This window comes from Georhizobium sp. MAB10, from assembly GCF_045012825.1.
Taxonomy (GTDB): domain Bacteria; phylum Pseudomonadota; class Alphaproteobacteria; order Rhizobiales; family Rhizobiaceae; genus Georhizobium; species Georhizobium profundi.
Genome location: NZ_CP118314.1, coordinates 1,439,306 through 1,458,309, shown reverse-complemented (window position 1 = coordinate 1,458,309; position 19,004 = coordinate 1,439,306). Strand labels below are relative to the sequence as shown.

The 19,004-nt window shown below is 62.2% G+C and carries 16 protein-coding genes; 10 read left to right on the top strand and 6 right to left on the bottom strand.

The features are described from left to right. Position 1: 1 nt before the first annotated feature. The 5 genes from PU133_RS06600 to PU133_RS06580 form a co-directional block, all read right to left on the bottom strand. A complete protein-coding gene (locus tag PU133_RS06600) occupies positions 2-1,084 on the bottom strand; it encodes a TRAP transporter substrate-binding protein (RefSeq protein ID WP_404863988.1) in 1,083 nt (360 codons plus the stop codon). A gap of 290 nt (positions 1,085-1,374) precedes the next feature. Beyond that, positions 1,375-1,863 carry a Dps family protein gene (locus PU133_RS06595; protein WP_404864460.1) on the bottom strand — a complete coding sequence of 163 codons (489 nt, stop codon included), beginning with the start codon at positions 1,861-1,863 and terminating at the stop codon, positions 1,375-1,377. Between the two features lie 148 nt (positions 1,864-2,011). Next, positions 2,012-5,167, bottom strand: a complete 3,156-nt coding sequence (locus tag PU133_RS06590) for an efflux RND transporter permease subunit (RefSeq protein WP_404863987.1) — start codon at positions 5,165-5,167, stop codon at positions 2,012-2,014. A 2-nt stretch (positions 5,168-5,169) separates the two neighbouring features. Then, complete coding sequence (locus PU133_RS06585) at positions 5,170-6,399, bottom strand: efflux RND transporter periplasmic adaptor subunit (RefSeq protein ID WP_404863986.1); 1,230 nt, start codon at positions 6,397-6,399, stop codon at positions 5,170-5,172. Between the two features lie 138 nt (positions 6,400-6,537). Further along, on the bottom strand, positions 6,538-7,167 hold the full coding sequence (locus PU133_RS06580; RefSeq protein WP_164527815.1) for a TetR/AcrR family transcriptional regulator: 630 nt from the start codon (positions 7,165-7,167) through the stop codon (positions 6,538-6,540). Positions 7,168-7,372: 205 nt separating this feature from the next. Between PU133_RS06580 and PU133_RS06575 the strand changes: the two genes are divergently transcribed. The 3 genes from PU133_RS06575 to PU133_RS06565 all read left to right on the top strand — a co-directional run bounded on the left by PU133_RS06575 (position 7,373) and on the right by PU133_RS06565 (position 10,907). Continuing rightward, positions 7,373-9,484 carry a catalase gene (locus PU133_RS06575; RefSeq protein WP_404863985.1) on the top strand — a complete coding sequence of 704 codons (2,112 nt, stop codon included), beginning with the start codon at positions 7,373-7,375 and terminating at the stop codon, positions 9,482-9,484. Positions 9,485-9,651: 167 nt separating this feature from the next. Continuing rightward, positions 9,652-10,410 (top strand): cytochrome c oxidase assembly protein, encoded by a 759-nt coding sequence (locus PU133_RS06570; RefSeq protein WP_404863984.1) that lies wholly within the window; start codon positions 9,652-9,654, stop codon positions 10,408-10,410. Further along, complete coding sequence (locus tag PU133_RS06565; protein WP_404863983.1) at positions 10,407-10,907, top strand: CopD family protein; 501 nt, start codon at positions 10,407-10,409, stop codon at positions 10,905-10,907. Before PU133_RS06570 ends, PU133_RS06565 begins: the two co-directional genes overlap by 4 nt. On the opposite strand, the gene PU133_RS06560 is transcribed toward PU133_RS06565, so the two are convergent. After that, positions 10,888-11,388: a DUF2231 domain-containing protein gene (locus PU133_RS06560; RefSeq protein ID WP_404863982.1), complete on the bottom strand. Its 501-nt coding sequence runs from the start codon at positions 11,386-11,388 to the stop codon at positions 10,888-10,890. The two genes, PU133_RS06565 and PU133_RS06560, sit on opposite strands and share 20 nt — an antisense overlap. Before the next feature lie 33 nt (positions 11,389-11,421). Here PU133_RS06560 and coxB point away from each other — a divergent pair, with 33 nt between their 5' ends. The 7 genes from coxB (at position 11,422) to PU133_RS06525 (ending at position 18,961) form a co-directional block, all read left to right on the top strand. After that, on the top strand, positions 11,422-12,129 hold the full coding sequence (gene coxB, locus PU133_RS06555; protein WP_245451463.1) for a cytochrome c oxidase subunit II: 708 nt from the start codon (positions 11,422-11,424) through the stop codon (positions 12,127-12,129). Then, positions 12,126-14,663 carry a cytochrome c oxidase subunit I gene (ctaD, locus tag PU133_RS06550; RefSeq protein ID WP_404863981.1) on the top strand — a complete coding sequence of 846 codons (2,538 nt, stop codon included), beginning with the start codon at positions 12,126-12,128 and terminating at the stop codon, positions 14,661-14,663. Before coxB ends, ctaD begins: the two co-directional genes overlap by 4 nt. Then, positions 14,660-15,016, top strand: coding sequence for a hypothetical protein (locus PU133_RS06545; protein WP_404863980.1), 357 nt, complete (start codon positions 14,660-14,662; stop codon positions 15,014-15,016). The genes ctaD and PU133_RS06545 overlap by 4 nt, the downstream gene beginning before the upstream one ends. A gap of 19 nt (positions 15,017-15,035) precedes the next feature. Continuing rightward, positions 15,036-16,355 carry a ferric reductase-like transmembrane domain-containing protein gene (locus tag PU133_RS06540; protein ID WP_404863979.1) on the top strand — a complete coding sequence of 440 codons (1,320 nt, stop codon included), beginning with the start codon at positions 15,036-15,038 and terminating at the stop codon, positions 16,353-16,355. Between the two features lie 367 nt (positions 16,356-16,722). Further along, the gene (locus PU133_RS06535) at positions 16,723-17,355 is read left to right on the top strand and encodes a hypothetical protein (protein ID WP_404863978.1); all 633 of its coding nucleotides are present in this window, start codon (positions 16,723-16,725) and stop codon (positions 17,353-17,355) included. A 296-nt stretch (positions 17,356-17,651) separates the two neighbouring features. Then, positions 17,652-18,050: a hypothetical protein gene (locus tag PU133_RS06530; RefSeq protein WP_404863977.1), complete on the top strand. Its 399-nt coding sequence runs from the start codon at positions 17,652-17,654 to the stop codon at positions 18,048-18,050. A gap of 59 nt (positions 18,051-18,109) precedes the next feature. After that, positions 18,110-18,961, top strand: a complete 852-nt coding sequence (locus PU133_RS06525; protein ID WP_245451462.1) for an SDR family oxidoreductase — start codon at positions 18,110-18,112, stop codon at positions 18,959-18,961. Positions 18,962-19,004: the final 43 nt, after the last annotated feature.

Sequence of the window (19,004 nt, the reverse complement as noted above, 5' to 3'; positions counted from 1 at the left end):
ATCAGCCGGCCATGTTGTGGAACGGCCGCTCCGAAACGCCCGACCATTGGTCGTGCTGGGCCTTGAACGCCATGAACGCGTCGTGGACCTTGCGCACACTCGGATCGGCGGCGGCACCCTCCTCCAGCACGGCCATGGTGGCCTCGCGCAGTGCCTCGACCACAGCCTCCGGCAGCGTGTCGGCGATGACGCCTTCGTTTTCGACCAGGTCAGCCAGCGCTTCCGCGTTGGTGGCTTCGCACCAGGTGTGGCTTTCCAGACTGCAGGCCATGGCGGCCGCTTCGACGATCGCCTTCAGATCGTCGGGCAGCGAATCCCAAGCTGCCCGGTTGATCAGAAGTTCAGTGACGTTGCACGGCTCGTGCCAGCCAGTGGTGTAGTAGTACTTCGCCGCGTTTTGCAGGCCGAGGCGACGATCCTGGTAGGGACCGACGAACTCGGCCGCATCGATGACGCCGCGCTCGAGAGCCGGGAAGATTTCACCGCCCGGCAGAAGGCGGACATCGACGCCGAGCGTCGCATAGACGCGTCCGGCAAGACCCGGAATACGCATGACGAGACCGCGGAAGTCTTCGACAGTTTCGATCGGCTCGCGGAACCAGCCGGTCATCTGCACGCCCGTGTTGCCCATGGGCAGCGCCTTGACGCCGAGCGGCTCATAGAGCTCGTCCCACAGTTCCATGCCGCCGCCATGATAGAGCCAGGCATTCTGGCCCTGGAAGTTGAGGCCGAACGGGACCGTGGTGAAATATTGAGCGGCAGGCACGCGGCCGGCCCAGAAATAGGAGTTTGCCGCATTCATCTGTACCGTGCCGGATGAGACGGCGTCGAAACCTTCCAGTGCCGGGATCAGTTCGCCCGCAGCAAAATGCTGGATCCGCAACCGGCCACCCGACATGCGCTCGACCTTGGCACAGAAATCCGTCGGGCTACCCGGACCTTCCACGTAAAAAGGCGAGCCGGGCCCATAGGCATTCGTCATCTGCCAGGTGAATGTGTCCTGGGCCCTCGCGATCGACGGCGCGGCCAGTGGAACGCTGGCCGTGGCGAACGCAGATGCTGTCAGAAAGTTGCGGCGTTTCATGCAGTGTCCTCGGATCTGAAAGTGCGCTTGGGAAGATGCGCACATTGGCTAGCAATGAGCATGCCAGATCGGAGGATCAGTCGTTTCGTAGAGCTTCGGGCTCCGCAGCAAACACAAAATTGTATACAAGACGCCCTCAGAAGACGCAGCATGCATACAAATTTGGCAGCGGATGATGTTTGATACTGCAGCGGGAGCATAGGGGCCCGCCAGACTTGACCTCCCGCTCAAATGAAAAAGGCCGCACGCGATTGGCGTGCGGCCTTTTCCTTACATCGAAACGACGCAGCTCATTCGGTGACGAGCGCGCGCAGCATCCAGACAGTCTTTTCGTGAATGGTCATGCGACCAACGAGCATGTCGTGCGAGACGAAGTCGTCCGCCTCTTCGGCGACTTCCGCAGCTTCGCGCATCTTGCGAATGGTGCTCTCATGCTCGGAGATAAGATCTTCGATCATCTCATGCGCCGTCTTGCTCTCGGCGCCGAGCTCGATGACGATATCGTGCCCCTTGTTGCCGACGACAGGCGCACGGTAGCCCAGAGCACGAATGCGCTCGGCGATCTCGTCCGTCGCCTTGAACAGATCGTTGTACTGCACCTCGGTCATCTCGTGGATCGAGTGGAACAACGGTCCGACGACGTTCCAGTGATAGATGTGCGTCTTGACCAGAAGCGCATAGGTGTCCGCCAGGATGGCCGACAGGTTCTGCGCAATCGTCCCGCGCGCCTTGTCGTCGAGACCGAAATTGACGTTTTCTTCGCGCGGCTTGGGATCCAGCGCCTTCTGTGCTTTGCTCACGGCATGCTCCTTCTTGTTGTTATATGAGTAACTGAGAAGATGGAGCAGAGTTGCATTTTGCCAATAGACGTTTTGACGCGATCAGCGTGCCGGCCGCGATTTCAGACGCGGCCGGATTTGATCAGGCTCACTCAGCCGCGATCGGCATGGGATACCGCTTGCGATCGTCCTGCTCAGTCCCCTCGTCCCGGCCACCATGACCACCCGTCGGAAGATCAGGCTCATCCGGCGCGTTGGGCTTGAGGATCCAGCCGGCCAGGCGCGAGGCCTGGTGCGTCAGGTCGTCCATCAGCGTGTAGAAAGACGGAATGAAGATCAGCGACAGGAGCGTCGAGACGAGCAGTCCGCCGATGACCGCAATGGCCATGGGCGCCCGGAACTCACCGCCCTCGCCCGTGCCAAGCGCGGCCGGCACCATGCCGGCAGCCATGGCGAGTGTTGTCATGATGATCGGCCGCGCGCGCTTGCGGCCTGCATCGACGATGGCATCGATCTGCGGCATGCCGTGCTTTTCCTGCTCGACGGCGAAATCGACCAACATGATCGAGTTCTTCGTCACGATGCCCATCAGCATGAGGATACCGATGACAACCGGCATGGAGACGGCATTGTTTGTCAGCTGAAGCGCGAGCACTACACCGCCGATCGACAGAGGCAGGGACGCCAGGATCGTGATCGGCAGAAAGAACGAGCCGAACAGCAGGATGAGCACGCACAGCACCATCATGATGCCGGCACCCATGGCTGTCGCGAAGCCCGCGAACACCTCGGCCTGGATTTCCGCGTCGCCCGTTTCCTGAATGCGCACACCGGCGGGGAAGTTCTTCACCGCCTCGCTCGCCATGATCCATTCGGTGCCCTGCCCGATCTCGTAGCCCGCAGCCATGCCCGTGCCGACCTTGACCAGCCGCTCGCGGTCGAAGCGGTCGATCGTCGACGCGCCTTGACCGTAGCTCACATCGGCGACCGCCGTCAGCGGAACGGTGCCGCCGCTGCCCGTCGGGATGCGCATGGCCTGAATGGTCGCCAGATCGTTGCGCGCCACGTCGCTCAGCTGGACCTTGATCGGAATCTGCCGGTTCGGCAGGTTGAACTTAGCGAGATTGGCACCCGCATCGCCGATGGTGGCGACACGGATCGTCTGCGAGATCAGCTCAGGCGCGATACCGAGATCGGCCGCCTGGTCGAGCCGTGGCGTGATGCGGATTTCAGGCCGATCGAACGCCGACATCGCCGAGGGGTTGGAGAACATTGGCGTGTCGCGCATCTCTTCCTCGAGCATGCGCGCCGCTTCCGCGACCGCAGCGCCATCCTGGCCGAGAACTCCAACCGACAATTCGCGTTCGCCACGTTCATTGACGTTGAAGAAGCGTATGTCGGGCACCTGTGCCATGCGCACAGCCATATCTTCTTCGACGGCAAACTGCGTACGCTCGCGCTCACCCTTGCGCACAAGATTGGTGATGATCGACGCGCGGCGCACTTCGAGCGTCCCCGTAGGACTAGAGCCCCCAACGACCATGACCGAAGCCACTTCGGGAATTTCCTTGAGGCTGGCGGCGATCGCATTGGTGGTCTCGCGGGTGTCGTCGAGCGTGGAGCCCGGCGGCAGCTCAACCGACGTCACGACACGCGAGGAATCTTCGCGCGGAATGAAGCCGGTCGGCAGAAAACCGATGCTCCAGACCGAAGCTGCAAATAGCCCGACGCCGACAGCCAGCGTCACAAAACGGAAGCGCAACGTTGCGCGCAAGAAGCGCGTATAGCCGCGCAGCAACCAGCCTTCGCGCTCGTCTTCGTCCCCATGGTTCTTCATGAAATACGCTGCCATCATCGGCGTGATGAGACGCGCGACGAGCAGCGAGAAGAAGACGGCAACGGCAACAGTGAGGCCGAACTGCTTGAAGTACTGGCCTGCGACGCCGCCCATGAAGGACACCGGCGCGAAAACCGCGATGATGGTGAGCGTGATCGCGATGACGGCAAGGCCGATTTCGTCGGCCGCCTCCATCGCCGCGCGATAGGGCGATTTGCCCATGCGCATGTGTCGAACGATGTTCTCGATTTCCACGATCGCATCATCGACCAGAATGCCGGTGACGAGCGTAATGGCGAGCAGACTGACGAGGTTGAGCGAAAAGCCCATCATGTCCAGCGCCCAGAAGGTGGGAATGGCCGCCAGCGGCAGGGTCACGGCCGCAACCAGCGTTGCCCGCCAGTCCCGCAGGAAGAGGAACACCACGATGACCGCGAGGGCCGCCCCTTCGACCAGCGTGTGCATCGCGGATTCGAAGTTGCCATAGGTATAGGTGACGCTGTCGTCGATCTTCGAGAAGGTCACGTCCGGATAAAGCGCGGCAAGTTCCGCCACCTTGGCAGCAGCGGCATCGGCCACCGACGTGTCGCTCGCGCCCTTCGCGCGGTAGATGGAGAAGGACACGACCGGGTTGCCATCGAGCGAAGCGAAGGAGCGCGGCTCCTCCCAGCTGTCCGAGATCGTTCCGATCTCGCCGAGGCGGACGGTGCGGCCGCCGGAAAGCGCGATGCTCGTCTGGGAGAGCGTCTCGATGGAATCGGCTGAGGCCAGCGTTCGGATCGTCTGTTCCTGGCCGCCGAAATCGCCGCGTCCACCCGGCAGGTTGACGTTGGTCGCGCGCAGCTGCGCATTGACCTCGGTCGCGGTGATGCCGAGCGACAGAAGGCGATCGGGATCGAGCTCGACGTGGATTTCGCGCGTTACGCCGCCCATGCGGTCTACCTGGCCGACACCCGGCAGGCCCTGCAACTCGCGGATCACCGCATCGTCGACAAGCCAGGAAAGTTCTTCAGGCGTCATGCCCGGCGCGGACGCCGCATAGGTGACGATCGACTGGTTCTCGACGTTGACGCGGCTGATGATCGGTTCGTCGATGGTGCGCGGCAGGTCGGCTCGAATTTCGGCGACCGCATCCTTGACGTCGTTCAACGCCTGATCGGTATCGACCTCGAGCCGAAAGATCGCAGAGGTGACGGACTGACCGTCCGTGACGGTCGACTGGATGTCGTCGATCCCGGCGATGCCGGCAACGCTGTCTTCGACAAGCTTCGTGACCTGCGTTTCAAGCTCGGCCGGCGCAGCACCGGACTCGGTAATGACGACGGAGATGACCGGCACGTCGATGTTCGGAAACCGCGTGATCGGCAGGTTCAGAAACGAAACCCAACCGAGAACCACCAGCACGACGAAGAGAAGAATGGACGGGACCGGGTTGCGGATCGACCAGGCGGAAATGTTCCAGTTCATGGCTATTGATCCCCGCTCTCGGCCTGAGCCACAGCTGTCACGGCATCGCCGTCGCGCACGAAGGAACCGGCCCGCCTGACGATCACTTCGCCCGCCTCAAGACCCGTCAACACTTCGACGCGGTCAGCCGTCCGCAGGCCGGTCGTCACAGTTCGGGTCTCGATACGACCATCGACCACAGCCTGCACGGTGGCTTCGCCATCGACCACGACGAGAGCGGACAGAGGAATGATGACACCATTGGAGCTCGCCACCTCGACGACGCCGCGTGCGAAGGCGCCGGGCCTAAGCGCGGGATTGGCTTCGAGTGAAACCCGCATCTCGCCAAGTCGACTGGCCGCGTTGATCTGCGGGGAGATCAGCCGGACCTCGCCTTCCACGGGCTGCGAAAAGCCCGCCGGGGTAACATGAACCGCCATGCCGGTTGCGAGCGACGCAAGGCTCGTTTCCGTGACATCCGCGCTCAATTCCACATCGCCGTCCTCGGCAAGGCGGAAGAGCGGCTCGGCTGAAGGCGAAGCGACCGCGCCAATCCGGGCCGAGCGCGACAGCACCAGACCATCGGTCGGCGCCTTGATCTCGGTCTTGGTCATGTTCAGGTCGATTTCGCGGCGCTGCGCTTCAACGAGCGCCTTGTCGGCAATGGCAAGCTCAAGGCCCTGACGCGCTGAATTCAGCTGCGCTTCCGCTGAACTTGCCGCGGCGATCCGCTGATCAAGTGTCTGCTGCGCGGTCACGCCGCTGCCCGTCAAGCTCTGCGCCCGTTCAAGCGCGGAGTCGGCTTCGAGCTTGGCTGCTTCCGCCTGAGCGATGCTTGCACGCGCCTGCGCGATACCGGCTTCCGCCCTGGCCAATTGCGATGTGTTCTGGGCGAGCAGGATATCGATAGTCGCTGCATCGAGGCGCGCCAGCACCTGCCCTGCTTTGACCGTGTCTCCGACCTCAGCAAGCACCTCCACGATCCTGAAGCCTTCGACGTCGACGCCGACGATGACTTCCTCGCGGGCAACCAATGTTCCGGTGACCGTGGCAGTCGTCGCGATCTCGCCTTCACGTGCCTCGACGGTGGAAATCGCAGGGGCGCGCACCTGTGGGGTCTGAGGCGGCTCTTGGGCCAGCGCCATGGGCGCAGCCAAAAGCGACGCCGCGAACAGGAGCATCGCCCATCCGCGCATCCCCACCGTGTCACCCGCACGTGGCATGTGCGAAGGAAAATCCAAGGCTTCGGTCATCGTTACTGGTTCCGCAAAAACGCGCATCGAAGTTTTGAGGAGCAAATGGGCTCCACAGCCATCGAGCGGTCGTGTTTCCAACAATGCATGCCATTCAGTCTGCGTCATCCGCCAAAGGTCGGCGGCGACAAAAGTCTCTCAACGGCGCTTTCCGCGCCCGAACACTGCATCGATCATCGCAGCCAGCATCGCGCGAATACGCTCCGGCTCAAGCGCCGGATCGATCGCCGAACGCATGACGATGCCTTCACCCAGCGCCATCATCATCCCGATCGCCGCATCGTGGTCGACAGTCGCATCGATGTCGCCGCGATCCGCTGCCCGTTTGACGAAATCGCTGATGTGCTCGCGCACCATCGCCTCGTTTTCGAGGAAGTTTCTACCAACCGCGCCATTGCGAAGCCCCTCGGCAAAAACTTCGAGCATCATGGGCGTGGCACCGGGCCGGCGCATCTGCTCGAAATAGGCCATGGCCATGTCGACGAAGGCTTCGGTAAAATCGCCCTCCACGAGAAGCGGCTCCAGCGTGCCATGGCAGCGCTGCCTCTCGTCGAGACAAATGGCCTCGATGATTGCTTCCTTGGATTTGAAGTAGCGATAGAGCGCGCCGGGGCTCATCGCCGCCTCCGCGCAGATCTCCTGCATCGAAGTCTTGTGAAAGCCGGATCGCGCGAAACAGCGCTCGGCGGCTTCCATGATATGGCGCCGGCGGCAGTCCTGGGCGGTTTCCGGCGTATCGGCCGCTTTGAGAAGCACTGAAATATTCATGGAAACCGCGCGATCCAACATGAGAGCGAATGTTCATTCGCACAACACGGGCGCTTTGACAACGTAGCAGCGTGCTTTAGCCGATCACGAAATGAGTCAGGCCGCGCCGCCTACCCCTCAAGAGCTGGAACATACCGCTTGCTCGGCGCTTCGGCCGACATGCCCCTCAAGCGGGGGATATCAGCTCAAGAAGGAAGACCCCACCATGGCCGATACGAAAAAGCGGGGCGCGCGCCGATCCGATACGACGACCGTGCATGATCTGACACTGCAGCGAGGCAATGGCGGCGAACTCCACCAGGTGGCAGAGGAAGGCCAGCCAGTCCTGACAACGGCGCATGGCGTGCCGGTGGCCGACGACCAGAACACGTTGAAATACGGCGAGCGCGGCCCTGCCTTGATCGAGGACTTTCATTTTCGCGAGAAAATGTTTCATTTCGACCACGAGCGCATTCCCGAGCGCGTCGTGCATGCGCGTGGCTACGGTGCCCACGGCTATTTCGAAACTTACGATTCACTTGCGGAATTCACCCGCGCCGACATTTTTCAGCGCGCCGGCGAAAAGACGCCGGCTTTCGTGCGGTTCTCCACCGTCGCAGGATCGAAAGGCTCGTTTGATCTGGCACGCGACGTGCGCGGTTTCGCAGTCAAACTCTATACCAAAGAAGGCAACTGGGATCTTGTCGGCAACAATATTCCGGTGTTTTTCATCCAGGATCCGATCAAGTTTCCCGACGTAGTCCACTCGGTGAAGCCTGAGCCCGATCGCGGCTTTCCGCAGGCCCAGTCGGCACACGACAATTTCTGGGACTTCATATCGCTGACACCGGAATCCATGCACATGATCATGTGGATTATGTCGGACCGGACGATCCCGCGCTCCTTCCGCTTCATGGAAGGCTTCGGCGTCCACACATTCCGGTTGTTGAACGAGAACGACGAGTCCACCTTCGTCAAGTTCATCTGGAAGCCGAAGCTCGGGCTTCAATCCGTGGTTTGGAACGAGGCCGTGAAGATCAACGGCGCCGACCCCGACTTCCACCGCCGCGATCTCTGGGACGCCATCCAGGCCGGCGACTTTCCGGAATGGGAGCTCTGCGTCCAGCTGTTCGACCAGGACTTTGCCGACAGCTTCGACTTCGATGTGCTCGATCCGACCAAGCTGATACCGGAAGAAGTAATCAAGCCGATCCCGGTTGGTCGCCTCGTGCTTGATCGCATGCCGGACAATTTCTTCGCGGAGACCGAGCAGGTCGCCTTCATGACACAGAACGTCCCGCCCGGCATCGATTTCTCGAACGATCCGCTGCTTCAGGGCCGCAATTTTTCCTATTTGGATACGCAGCTGAAGCGGTTGGGCTCCACCAACTTCACGCATTTGCCGATCAATGCGCCCAAGTGCCCGATGCACAACTTTCAGCAGGATGGGCACATGGCGATGCGCAATCCCGTCGGGAGAGCGAACTACCAGCCCAATTCGTGGGGAGAGGGTCCGCGCGAAGATCCCAAACGCGGTCATCGATCCTATCGCGACGAGGTCGAGGGCCCCAAGGTCCGGCTGCGCGCCGAAAGCTTTGCCGACCACTATAGTCAGGCGCGGCAATTCTATAGCAGCCAGACAGCTGTCGAGCAGAAGCACATCGCGATGGCTTTGACATTCGAGCTTTCCAAGGTCGAGACGTTGGCAATCCGGGAACGGATGGTTGCGCATCTGCTCAACATCGACGAGGCGCTGGCGACGATGGTGGCCGAAAATCTCGGCATTCGTGAAATGCCGGAAGCGGCTGACGCCGCCGTCTCCCCGCGCGACGATCTGGAGCCATCGGCGGCCCTATCGATCATCCAGAATGGGCCCGAAAGCTTCGAGGGACGCAAGCTCGGCGTGCTGGTCAGCGACGGTTGCGACGCCGATCTGGTAGAAGCCCTGCGCTCGGCTCTGGCCGAGGAAGGTGCAAACATAGAGATCGTCGCTCCGAAGGTCGGCGGCGTGGAAGCCTCCGACGGGTCCTTCATCGAAGGCGACCAGATGATCGATGGCGGCCCTTCGGTTCTCTACGATGCCGTCGCCATCATCGTCAGCCCGGAAGGTGCGGAAAAACTGGTGAAGGAAGCCACCGCGCGCGATTTCGTCGCCGATGCTTTCGCGCACTGCAAGTTCATCGCCTTCGTCGAGGACGCCCGCCCGTTGTTGGACAAAGCAGCGATCGAAATCGATGAGGGCGTGGTCCAAATCGAGAGCGCCGAAGACATTCCGGGCTTCATCGAGATGTGCGGGAAGCTGCGGCTTTGGGCACGCGAACTCAAAGTAAAGCTGTAGAAAGAAGATTGCCGGTCTGCCAGGCGGTGGCACGCCGCTGCGGAATCGCCTAGGCAGCAATATGATCGGGCGGGTCAATCCCGCCCGATCTGATTTTTTGACCAAATTCAGTTTGAATTCGCGTCGTGAAATGAAAGGATGCGCGTGACAGCAAGGAAGCGCCCCACATGAATTCAGAGGTCTATTGCGGCCCGAGCCCCACGCCGGACACGCTCTGGCAGAGCTGGAACTTCGACCCGTACCTCCTGGGCGCTTTGTTCGTCACGACTGGCCTTCTCATCGCGAATTCGCGCAATTCAGCCACGCGGCACGGCCGGCTCTACGCAGTGGCTGCCTCTGCCACACTGTTCATCGCGTTCGTCTCGCCGCTCTGCGCGCTGAGCTCCGCGCTCTTCTCGGCGCGAATCTTCCACCATGTGATGCTGATTGCGATCGCCGCCCCCCTGATCGCGCTCGCTTTGCCGATGCGCCGGCCGCGCAACTCCGGGCTGCTGTCGGCAGCGTTTCTCGTTCACACGATCTTCGTCTGGATCTGGCATGCACCGGCGCCCTACGCGTTCGCGCTGTCGTCCCACTGGATCTATTGGGCCATGGAGATGACGCTGCTCGGTTCCGCCATCTTCCTGTGGCAGCTGATCTTTGCAGCGCGCCGCGCGCATTGTCTGCCGGCCCTGGCCGCGCTTTTCGGCTCGATCGTTCAGATGGGCATGCTGGGAGCGCTGCTGACCTTTGCCCGCACGCCGCTTTATGGCCACCACATTGCGACGACAGAGGCGTTCGGCCTGTCGCCCCTGGCAGACCAGCAGCTGGCGGGCATCCTCATGTGGGTACCGGCTGCCCTGCCTTACCTCCTGGTCGCCCTGATCTTCTCGTCAGCGCTCGTCCAGGAGCGCCTCGCCGCATCCACCGGGCATGACCGAGGATGATGGTATGGCTGAAATTCCTTCACATCGCGACGATTGCGATCTGGAGCGCCGGGCTCGTTAGCCTGCCGGGGCTCTACGTCCAGCGCGCCCATGCGCGTGACGACGATACTCTTTATCGCCTGCAGGGCATGGTCAGGTTCGCCTACGTGGCCCTGATCTCACCGGCCGCCTTCGTCGCGATCGCGACCGGCACGGCGCTCATCCTCGTGCAGGAGACCTTCGAGCCGTGGTTCCATCTGAAGCTCTTGCTGGTCGCGCTGCTCGTGGTCGTCCACGTGCTGACGGGTCTCGTCATCATCCGGCTGTTCCGGGAAGGCGAGACCTATTCGACCTGGCGGGCAGTCGTCGTGACCATCCTCACGGTGATCGTCGCGACCGCGATCATTGGCGTGGTGCTGCTGAAGCCGGATCTCGGAGATCAGCTCCTGCCTGACATCCTGTCGGAGCCTGGCGCCCTTGGCGACATGTTCCAGCCTCTCATTGATCGCTATTTATGACCAGTCCGACACCATGATCGAACACAAGCTTGCCACCGTGCCACCCGGCCATTCCGGCCATGATGCCCGCGAGGACCGACAGCAGAAGTCCGTGCGGCAGGACCATGGCGTCATCGGCAAGCCGCATGCCCCAATTGGTGCCCATGATGGCGATCAGGGTCATCGCTGCCACCGCATGGGTCCAGCTTGCCACGCGAATGCGAATGCCGCGCACGAACAACAGTTCGGCTGTGCCGACCAGACCGGCCGCAACGCCCGTGGCGAAGGCAAAACCCGACGACCAGACCGATGCCCTGACCCAGAACTCATCGCCGCTCCACCAGTAGAACACATCGGCACCGAGCGTGGCGAAGACCAGCGCGATGGGAAAATGGACACTCATGGCATGGATCGGGTGACCGGCAACGGCGATGGCGGAATCGATCTTGCTTTCGGCGACCTTCTGGATCACCGGGCTTTCGAGATTTTCCGTTTCGCTCATTCCATCACTCCGTTGGGTTCGCGCCGCGCTACCTTGCCGGCCCGCAACTTATGGATCAAGGCAACGTTCCTCGCCGCCGGTGGCGCTACGCTTGCCGGCTGCGCAGGCCCGCTGTCCACGCTTGACCCGGCAGGGCCATCGGCGGGTGCCATTGCAAATCTCTTCTACGTCATGTTCGCCGGCTCGGTCATCCTGTTTGTCCTGACGATCGGCCTGCTTCTGGCAACACTTCTCAAGCCGGGCTTCGGCAAGAGCCTCTCGCCGCGTCGCTGGATCGTGTGGGGCGGGCTCGCCATGCCGATCGTCGTGTTGACCGCCCTCGTCATCTTCGCCCTCGCAATGGGCGAAAGGCTCATCGCCAGCCCCCTCGCCAGCGCACCCGAGCGCGTCGAGGCGCGGGCAAGCCAGTGGGCCTGGACCTTTTCCTACCCTGACCGCGAGGGTGCTGCCGAAACAATCTCGGTGTTGCACATCCCCGCCGGTGAGCCCGTCGACATTGTCATCACCGCCGAAGACGTCATTCATTCGTTCTGGGTGCCCCGGCTCGGCGGCAAGCTCGACGCCATTCCGGGGCATGAGAATGTTCTGCGCCTGCTGGCTGATCGGCCCGGCACCTATGCCGGCGTCTGCGCCGAGTTTTGCGGCGTCGGCCACACAAACATGGACTTCACCGTAGAAGCCCATGAACCAGAAGACTACGTCGCCACCGTGAGCGGCGCCGCAACGGAAGCATCGCAATGACGACGACGCCCGAACCAGCCAGCGACGCGATCCGCCTGCACCATGCGCTGGCCAAAATCTGGGACACGAAGCCTGGGCTTGGACGCCTGGCGGCCGTCAATCACACCGTGCTCGGCCGCCGGTTCATGATCGCCGCCTTCACCTTCTTTGCGATCGGCGGCGTGCTTTCGATGCTGATCCGCATCCAGCTCGCGACCGCCGACAGCGCTTTCCTCGGACCGGATATCTACAATCAGGTCTTCACCATGCATGGCACGGTGATGATGTTCCTCTTCGCGATTCCGATGTTCGAGGGCTTCGCGATCTACCTGCTGCCGAAGCTTCTCGGCGCACGCGACCTCGCCTTCCCGAGGCTCACCGCATTCGGCTTCTATTGTTACATTTTCGGCGGCTCGATCCTGATCGTCGCGCTGCTCTTCGGAGTTGCGCCCGACAGCGGCTGGTTCATGTACACGCCGCTTTCCTCCTCGACCTATACGCCGGGCATTAACGCCGATGTCTGGCTGCTCGGCATCACATTCGTCGAGATTTCGGCCATGTCGGCCGCGGTCGAGATTACCGTTTCGATCCTCAAGCTGCGGGCGCCGGGCATGTCGCTCACCCGCATGCCGATCTTCGCCTGGTATCTGCTCGTCGTCGCCCTGATGATGCTGGTCGGGTTCCCGCCGATGATCCTCGCCTCGGTGCTTCTGGAACTGGAGCGGGCCTTCGACCTGCCCTTCTTCGATCCGCTGCGGGGCGGCGACTCGCTGCTTTGGCAGCACCTCTTCTGGCTTTTCGGCCATCCGGAGGTCTACATCATCTTCCTTCCCGCCGCCGGCGCCATTTCTACCATGCTGCCGGTGTTCGCGCAGACCCGGCTCGTCGGCTATGGCGCGATCGTGGTCGCTGCGATCGCGGTCGGCTTCCTGTCCTTCGGGCTGTGGGTCCACCACATGTTCACGGTGGGCATTCCGCATCTGGCGCTGGCTTTCTTCTCGGCCGCGAGCGCCCTTGTCGCCATTCCCACCGCCGTCCAGATCTTCGCCTGGCTCGCGACGCTCTCCCAAGGCCGGCCGCGCTTCGATGTGCCGATGCTTTACATGGTCGGCTTCTTCGTCGTCTTCGTGATGGGCGGATTGACCGGCGTGATGCTGGCGATGGTGCCCTTCGACTGGCAGGCGCACGACACCCACTTCGTCGTGGCACACCTTCACTACGTACTGGTCGGCGGCTTCGTCTTCCCAATGCTCGCCGCGGCCTATTACTGGCTGCCGCACATCACCGGCAAATTTCCGGTGCACCATCTGTCCGTGCCGGCCTTCTGGCTGATCTTCGTCGGCTTCCACATCACCTTCTTCATGATGCACCTGACAGGTCTTCGGGGGATGCCGCGGCGTGTCCACACCTATCCGGACGGGGTGGGCTGGGAGTGGCTGAACTTCCTGTCATCGGTCGGCGGCTTCATCATGACGATCGGCTTCGCGCTCGTCGTGGTCGACATCATCCTTCAGGTCCGCTTCGGCAAGGCGCATGGTCGCGACCCTTGGAAGGCAGGGACGCTGGAATGGGCGACAGCGACGCCACCTCCGTCCTATGCTTTTGCGTCACTGCCGCAGATCGATCGGCGCGCCGACGGACTGGAGCCGGCAAAGATCGGCCCGGAGCTCGCCGCTGGCAAAGGCTATCTTGGGTTCACGCGCAATGGCTGGATGGAGACGCTGGCCGTCGACATGACGACGGGAAAGCCCGACCACATCGTGCTTCTGCCGAACTCCACCTTCCTGCCGCTCTATACCGCGATCGCCACCGGCGCCTTCGTGCTCTGCCTGCTCTTCAAGCTCTACTGGATCTCGCTCGTTCCGCTGGCTGGCGTGGTCGTTCTGCTGCTTGCCTGGACGGGGCCATGCGGTTTCCGCGAAGATCACGGCCCTCTCCCGATCGGCAACGGTCTGAACCTTCCGATTCATTACGAGGTCGACCGTCCGCCCTCCTGGTGGGCGATGGTCTTCGCGCTCGTCGGCAACGGAACGCTCTACACCTCGCTGCTGTTCGGTGTCCTGTTTCTCTGGCTCGTCGCTCCCGGCTGGCCGCCGCCCGCGGTTGCGGAGCCGGGCCTCGTCCTACCACTTGCGGCCGTTCTGCTCGCAGCGGCAGCACCCCTTCTGGCCCGCAGTGGCATCGCTGCGGCGCAGAAATCCGGCTCGGCATTTATGCCCCATGTGCTGGCGGCCGCGGCGCAGTTCGGCGCCTGTCTGATCCTCGTCTGGCTGATGGCGACCGCCATCGCCGACCCGACGACCCACGCCTATCTGGCAGCGAGCTTCGTCGTGCTCGGCTACTGCGCATTGCATACCGGCCTCGGCGTAATATTCGCCGGCTTCGGTGCATGGCGTCAGCACGCCGGCTATGTTTCGGCGCGCCGGACGCTCGACCTCAGGATCGGCAAGCTTTGGCATGACTACACCGCCCTGTCGGTGCTCGCTGGGGTCGGTCTCGTCCTCCTGCTGCCGCTTCTCATCGGCTTCAACATCCCGAGCGGAGAGCAGCCGTGAAAGGCCCGGCGACTGAAACCGTCAGACGCTTTCCGATCCTGTGGCTGGTGGCCGGTTTCGGCCTGTGGTCGCTCACCTTCCTCACGCTCTACATGGTGCTGACGCTCGGCTGTGCCTTTCGCTGGCACATGACCGACTATGCGTTCGGCCTGTCGCTGCAGCGCATCGTGCTCGTCACTCTCGCCCTGCTGGCCTGTATCGCGAATATCGGAATGATCCGTCTTTATCGTCGATCGGAACTGCATGAACGCCGCGACACGATCGGCGTGGCGGCAGACAGGCTCAACATCGTGGCCTTGTTCTGCATCATCTTCACCTTCGGCCCGGTCGTGGCGCTAAGCCCGTGTCATTGACCGTTCAAGGGAGCCGCGCATGAGCCGAACCGTAAGGCAAATTGCCTGGATTGCGGCAATTCCGGCGGTGCTGGCGCTGCCTTTTCTCGTCCTTCTTCGCGGCGAGCGGGTCGAGGGCAATGGCTTCCTGTTCGATCTGTCGATGGGTTTCGGCTTCGGCGCGCTTGCCGTGGCCGGGCTGCAATTTGCCTTGACCGCCCGCTTCCGGCGGCTGTCGCACCCCTTCGGCATCGATATCGTCTATGTCTTCCACCGCTACATGGCGATCGGCGCGCTCGGCCTGATGCTCGCGCATTTCGGCATCCTGTACTTCTGGTTCGAGGAAGCGCTGGGCGTCCTCAATCCTCTCGAGGCGCGCTGGGAACTGACAGCCGCTCGCCTCGCGCTGTTATGCTTCGCCGGGCTTGTCGTGACATCAGAACTGCGCAAGTGGCTGAAGCTCGAATATGGCTGGTGGCGCTATCTGCACGTGGCGCTCGCCATCATCGGCTTCGGCGCGGCCATCGCCCATGTCCTCGGCGTCGGGCGTTTCACTGCCGATCCAAGCACGCGCTTTCTCTGGTTGGGCGTGACCATAGGTTGGCTGGCCATGCTGCTCTGGGTACGCATCGGCAAGCCTTGGAACCAGAAGAGAAATCCCTGGATCGTTGTCGACAACATCGCCCATCACGGCGGCGTCCACCAACTCGTGCTGAGGCCGCAAGGCAAGCCGCTGAGAAACCATAAGCCGGGACAATTCGCCTGGCTGACGCTCGAGCGGTCGCCATTTGGTCTCGGGGAACACCCCTTCACGATCTCCTCCCCGCCCGAGCATGGTCCAGACGTGACGCTGTCGATCAAGGCACTCGGCGACTTCACGGAACAGGCGGTGGAAGTCGAAAAAGGCGCCGTCGCCTATCTCGACGGTCCCTACGGCACGTTTTCGATCGACACCCACCCGGACGCTGACGGCTTTATCATGATCGCGGGCGGCGTAGGCATCACACCCATGATCTCCAACCTCCATGCGATGGATTCCAGACGTGACAAGCGGCCTGCCGTCCTGTTCTACTGCAACAAGACCTGGGACGATGCCGCCTTCCGCGATGAACTTGCTGAGTTGTCCGGCCGGATCGATTTGAAGGTCGTGCACGTGCTGGAAGAGCCTCCCGAGGATTGGGACGGCGAAACGGGCCGCCTCTCGGCCGAAATTCTGAAGCGCCATCTGCCTCAAGACAGCCGCGAGTGGCCGCACATGTTGTGCGGGCCAACGCCGCTGACCGACGCCGCACGCCAGGACCTCCTGAAGCTCGGAGTATCCTTCGGCGCGATCACCAACGAAATCTTCGACATGGTCTGAGGGAGAACAGCGATGCGCCCCATTGTGGCCCTGTCACTCGCCATTGGCATCGTCGCCATCGTCGTCGCCTATGCGACGATCTTCTCATTCGTTCTGAATTAGCGGCTGGGAAGCAGCGAACCGCAGCTGGGCGGGACAAGGATGGGTGCCAATCCCAAGGCCAGGTGGGAAGCCGGAAAAACCAGCCTGTGTCCTATACCGCCGCGTCCGGCTGACGCAGCCGCGGTTCGCTGGACGTGAAACCGGCGCCACCGAGCGAAGTTCCACCACGACCGAATTTTTCCGGCGTCGAAATCGAGGAACAATTTTCTTCAGGAGCGGTTCAGATCCCAAAGGCGCGGCCCACCGCACGTGAAAGGATCAGCCAATGGCAACCTATCCCCACCCAACCGACATCGACACCAGCCATCACCCATCGGAGAAGCATACGCCCATTCGTGAAGCGCTCGACGCCGAGATGCACGATGCGCGCGAGAAGCTTTCCGACGCCGGCGCGCGCACGCGATCGAAGGCGGCGTCCTTCAGCGAAAAGGTCCGGCTGAAGGCCATCGACGAGGCGGACCAGCGCAAGGATGCGCTCGCCGAAGGACTGCACGATATTGCCAACCGCGTTCGCGGATCCGTGCGCGAGGATACGGCAGGCGCAGCATTGACCGGCAAGCTTGCCCGCGAAGCAGCCGATGGGCTCGATAATCTCTCTCGGTCCATCCAGGAACGTTCGATCGTCAACGCGGCCGACGATCTGCGCGATATCGGGCGCCGACACCCGCTCCTGTTTGTGGCCGGTGGACTGCTGGCAGGTTTGACCATCGCGCGCTTCTTGAAGGCGAGCAGCGACCGGGCTGAGGAATATGAATACGAAGACGATGAGCTTGAGGCTTACGACGATGACGAAAGCCTCTACGCCGAAGACAATGCTGGCACGGGCATGAGCGGCTTCGAGCACAAAACGGATGCCGCTCGCTCCACATCGGTGCTCGGCACCGACGATCGCGCCTGAGGTAACCCATGTCTGATATCCGGCGATCATCGGCCGAGCTCGCGCAGGAAGTCGAACTCAAACGCACCGAGTTGAGCCTGAGGCTGGACGCTTTGCGCGACCAGTTTTCCGTCCGTAAAATCGTTGACGAGGCTGCCAAGCGCACTGGCCTTGGCGACGACACGCTACCAGAAACACTTTCGCGTCAGCCGCTGGCGCTCGCCGCTGTTGGTGCTGGCATCGGCTGGCTGATCTACAAAGCGTCGGCCGGGCCAGCGGCATCGTCATCACGATCACGGCCAAAAAGGATTCAACCCATGAACAATCCGAGAAACCTGCCAGTCACATCGAAGCGGTCCTCGTGGCGCGACAGCGCCATCGGCCGCACATTCGACAATGACCCGCTGATCATCGGCCTTGGCGCAGTCCTTGCCGGCATCGCGATCGGCGCGGCTCTGCCATCGACACGGCGCGAGGACGAGTTGCTTGGCGAACTTCACGACGATGCGGTTGAGGGTGTCAAGAAGCGCGCTCGCAAAGCCCGCCATGATGTTGCCGATGCGGTCAAGGACACGCTACGGACGGCCCGCGAGTCGATGCAGGACGAGGGGCTCGCTCCTGCGTCCGCACAAGGTGGACCCACGGTCGCAGAAAAGGTCGAAACGGTCGCGAAGAGGACCGGTGCCGCCATTGAGCGCAAAGCCGGCCTGCGCTGATAGGAACTTCATCGCCTCGCTGCTGTTGGGTGAATGAACCCCAAGGAGCGATCTCGACGATGACCAAGGCACCAGAACGCCAGCAACAGGACCACCAGCCGGGCTCGGAGGCAGCGATGCATCCCGAGCCCGATTTCATGCCACGCTATCCGGGCTCCGGCCGGCTCAGCGGCAAATCCGCGATCATTACTGGCGGCGATTCCGGCATCGGCCGCGCCACGGCAATCCTCTTCGCGCGCGAGGGCGCAAAGGTTGCCATTCTGTACAAAGATGAAGAAGAGACGGCCGATGCCGAGGAGACGATGCGGCTCGTTCGGGAAGAAGGGGCGCAGTGCTTCGCCAAGATGGGCGATATCGGGCTGAGCGGCGTTGCCGAAGCATTCGTTGCCCAAGCGGTGGAGGAGTTCGGCAGCATCGATATCGTCGTCAACAATGCCGCCGAGCAGCACTATCAGGAAGAACTGACCGACATTTCCGAAGAACAGATGGAGCGCACGTTCCGCACCAATGTGTTCGGCGCCTTCCACATCACCAAACACGCGCTGCCCTACTTAAAGGAAGGCTCGTCGATCATCTGCACCACATCGATCACCGCCTATCGAGGCCAGCCGGTGCTTCTGGATTACTCCTCCACGAAAGGTGCGCTGTTAGCGTTCATCCGTGCACTGTCGGCCAATCTCGCGGAAAAAGGCATTCGCGTGAACGGCGTTGCGCCGGGCCCGATCTGGACGCCCCTCATCCCGGCTTCATTTCCTGCCGACAAGGTCGAGGAGTTCGGCAAGAGCACGCCGCTGAAACGCCCCGGTCAGCCAAACGAAGTGGCGCCGTCGCTGCTGTTCCTTGCCTGCGAAGACGCGTCTTACATCACGGGACAGGTGCTGCATCCCAATGGCGGGACGCCTGTAAGCTAGCGTTTCCATGTGAACTGGCTAGCGGTTCACCATCCGGAAACGC

Excerpts from the sequence above, each read along its gene's own strand:
- PU133_RS06600 (WP_404863988.1), bottom strand. The coding sequence starts at position 1,084 with ATGAAACGCCGCAACTTTCTGACAGCATCTGCGTTCGCCACGGCCAGC.
- PU133_RS06590 (WP_404863987.1), bottom strand. The coding sequence starts at position 5,167 with ATGAACTGGAACATTTCCGCCTGGTCGATCCGCAACCCGGTCCCGTCC.
- PU133_RS06585 (WP_404863986.1), bottom strand. The coding sequence starts at position 6,399 with ATGACCGAAGCCTTGGATTTTCCTTCGCACATGCCACGTGCGGGTGAC.
- PU133_RS06580 (WP_164527815.1), bottom strand. The coding sequence starts at position 7,167 with ATGAATATTTCAGTGCTTCTCAAAGCGGCCGATACGCCGGAAACCGCC.
- PU133_RS06575 (WP_404863985.1), top strand. The coding sequence starts at position 7,373 with ATGGCCGATACGAAAAAGCGGGGCGCGCGCCGATCCGATACGACGACC.
- PU133_RS06570 (WP_404863984.1), top strand. The coding sequence starts at position 9,652 with ATGAATTCAGAGGTCTATTGCGGCCCGAGCCCCACGCCGGACACGCTC.
- PU133_RS06565 (WP_404863983.1), top strand. The coding sequence starts at position 10,407 with ATGATGGTATGGCTGAAATTCCTTCACATCGCGACGATTGCGATCTGG.
- PU133_RS06560 (WP_404863982.1), bottom strand. The coding sequence starts at position 11,388 with ATGAGCGAAACGGAAAATCTCGAAAGCCCGGTGATCCAGAAGGTCGCC.
- ctaD (WP_404863981.1), top strand. The coding sequence starts at position 12,126 with ATGACGACGACGCCCGAACCAGCCAGCGACGCGATCCGCCTGCACCAT.
- PU133_RS06540 (WP_404863979.1), top strand. The coding sequence starts at position 15,036 with ATGAGCCGAACCGTAAGGCAAATTGCCTGGATTGCGGCAATTCCGGCG.
- PU133_RS06535 (WP_404863978.1), top strand. The coding sequence starts at position 16,723 with ATGGCAACCTATCCCCACCCAACCGACATCGACACCAGCCATCACCCA.
- PU133_RS06530 (WP_404863977.1), top strand. The coding sequence starts at position 17,652 with ATGAACAATCCGAGAAACCTGCCAGTCACATCGAAGCGGTCCTCGTGG.
- PU133_RS06525 (WP_245451462.1), top strand. The coding sequence starts at position 18,110 with ATGACCAAGGCACCAGAACGCCAGCAACAGGACCACCAGCCGGGCTCG.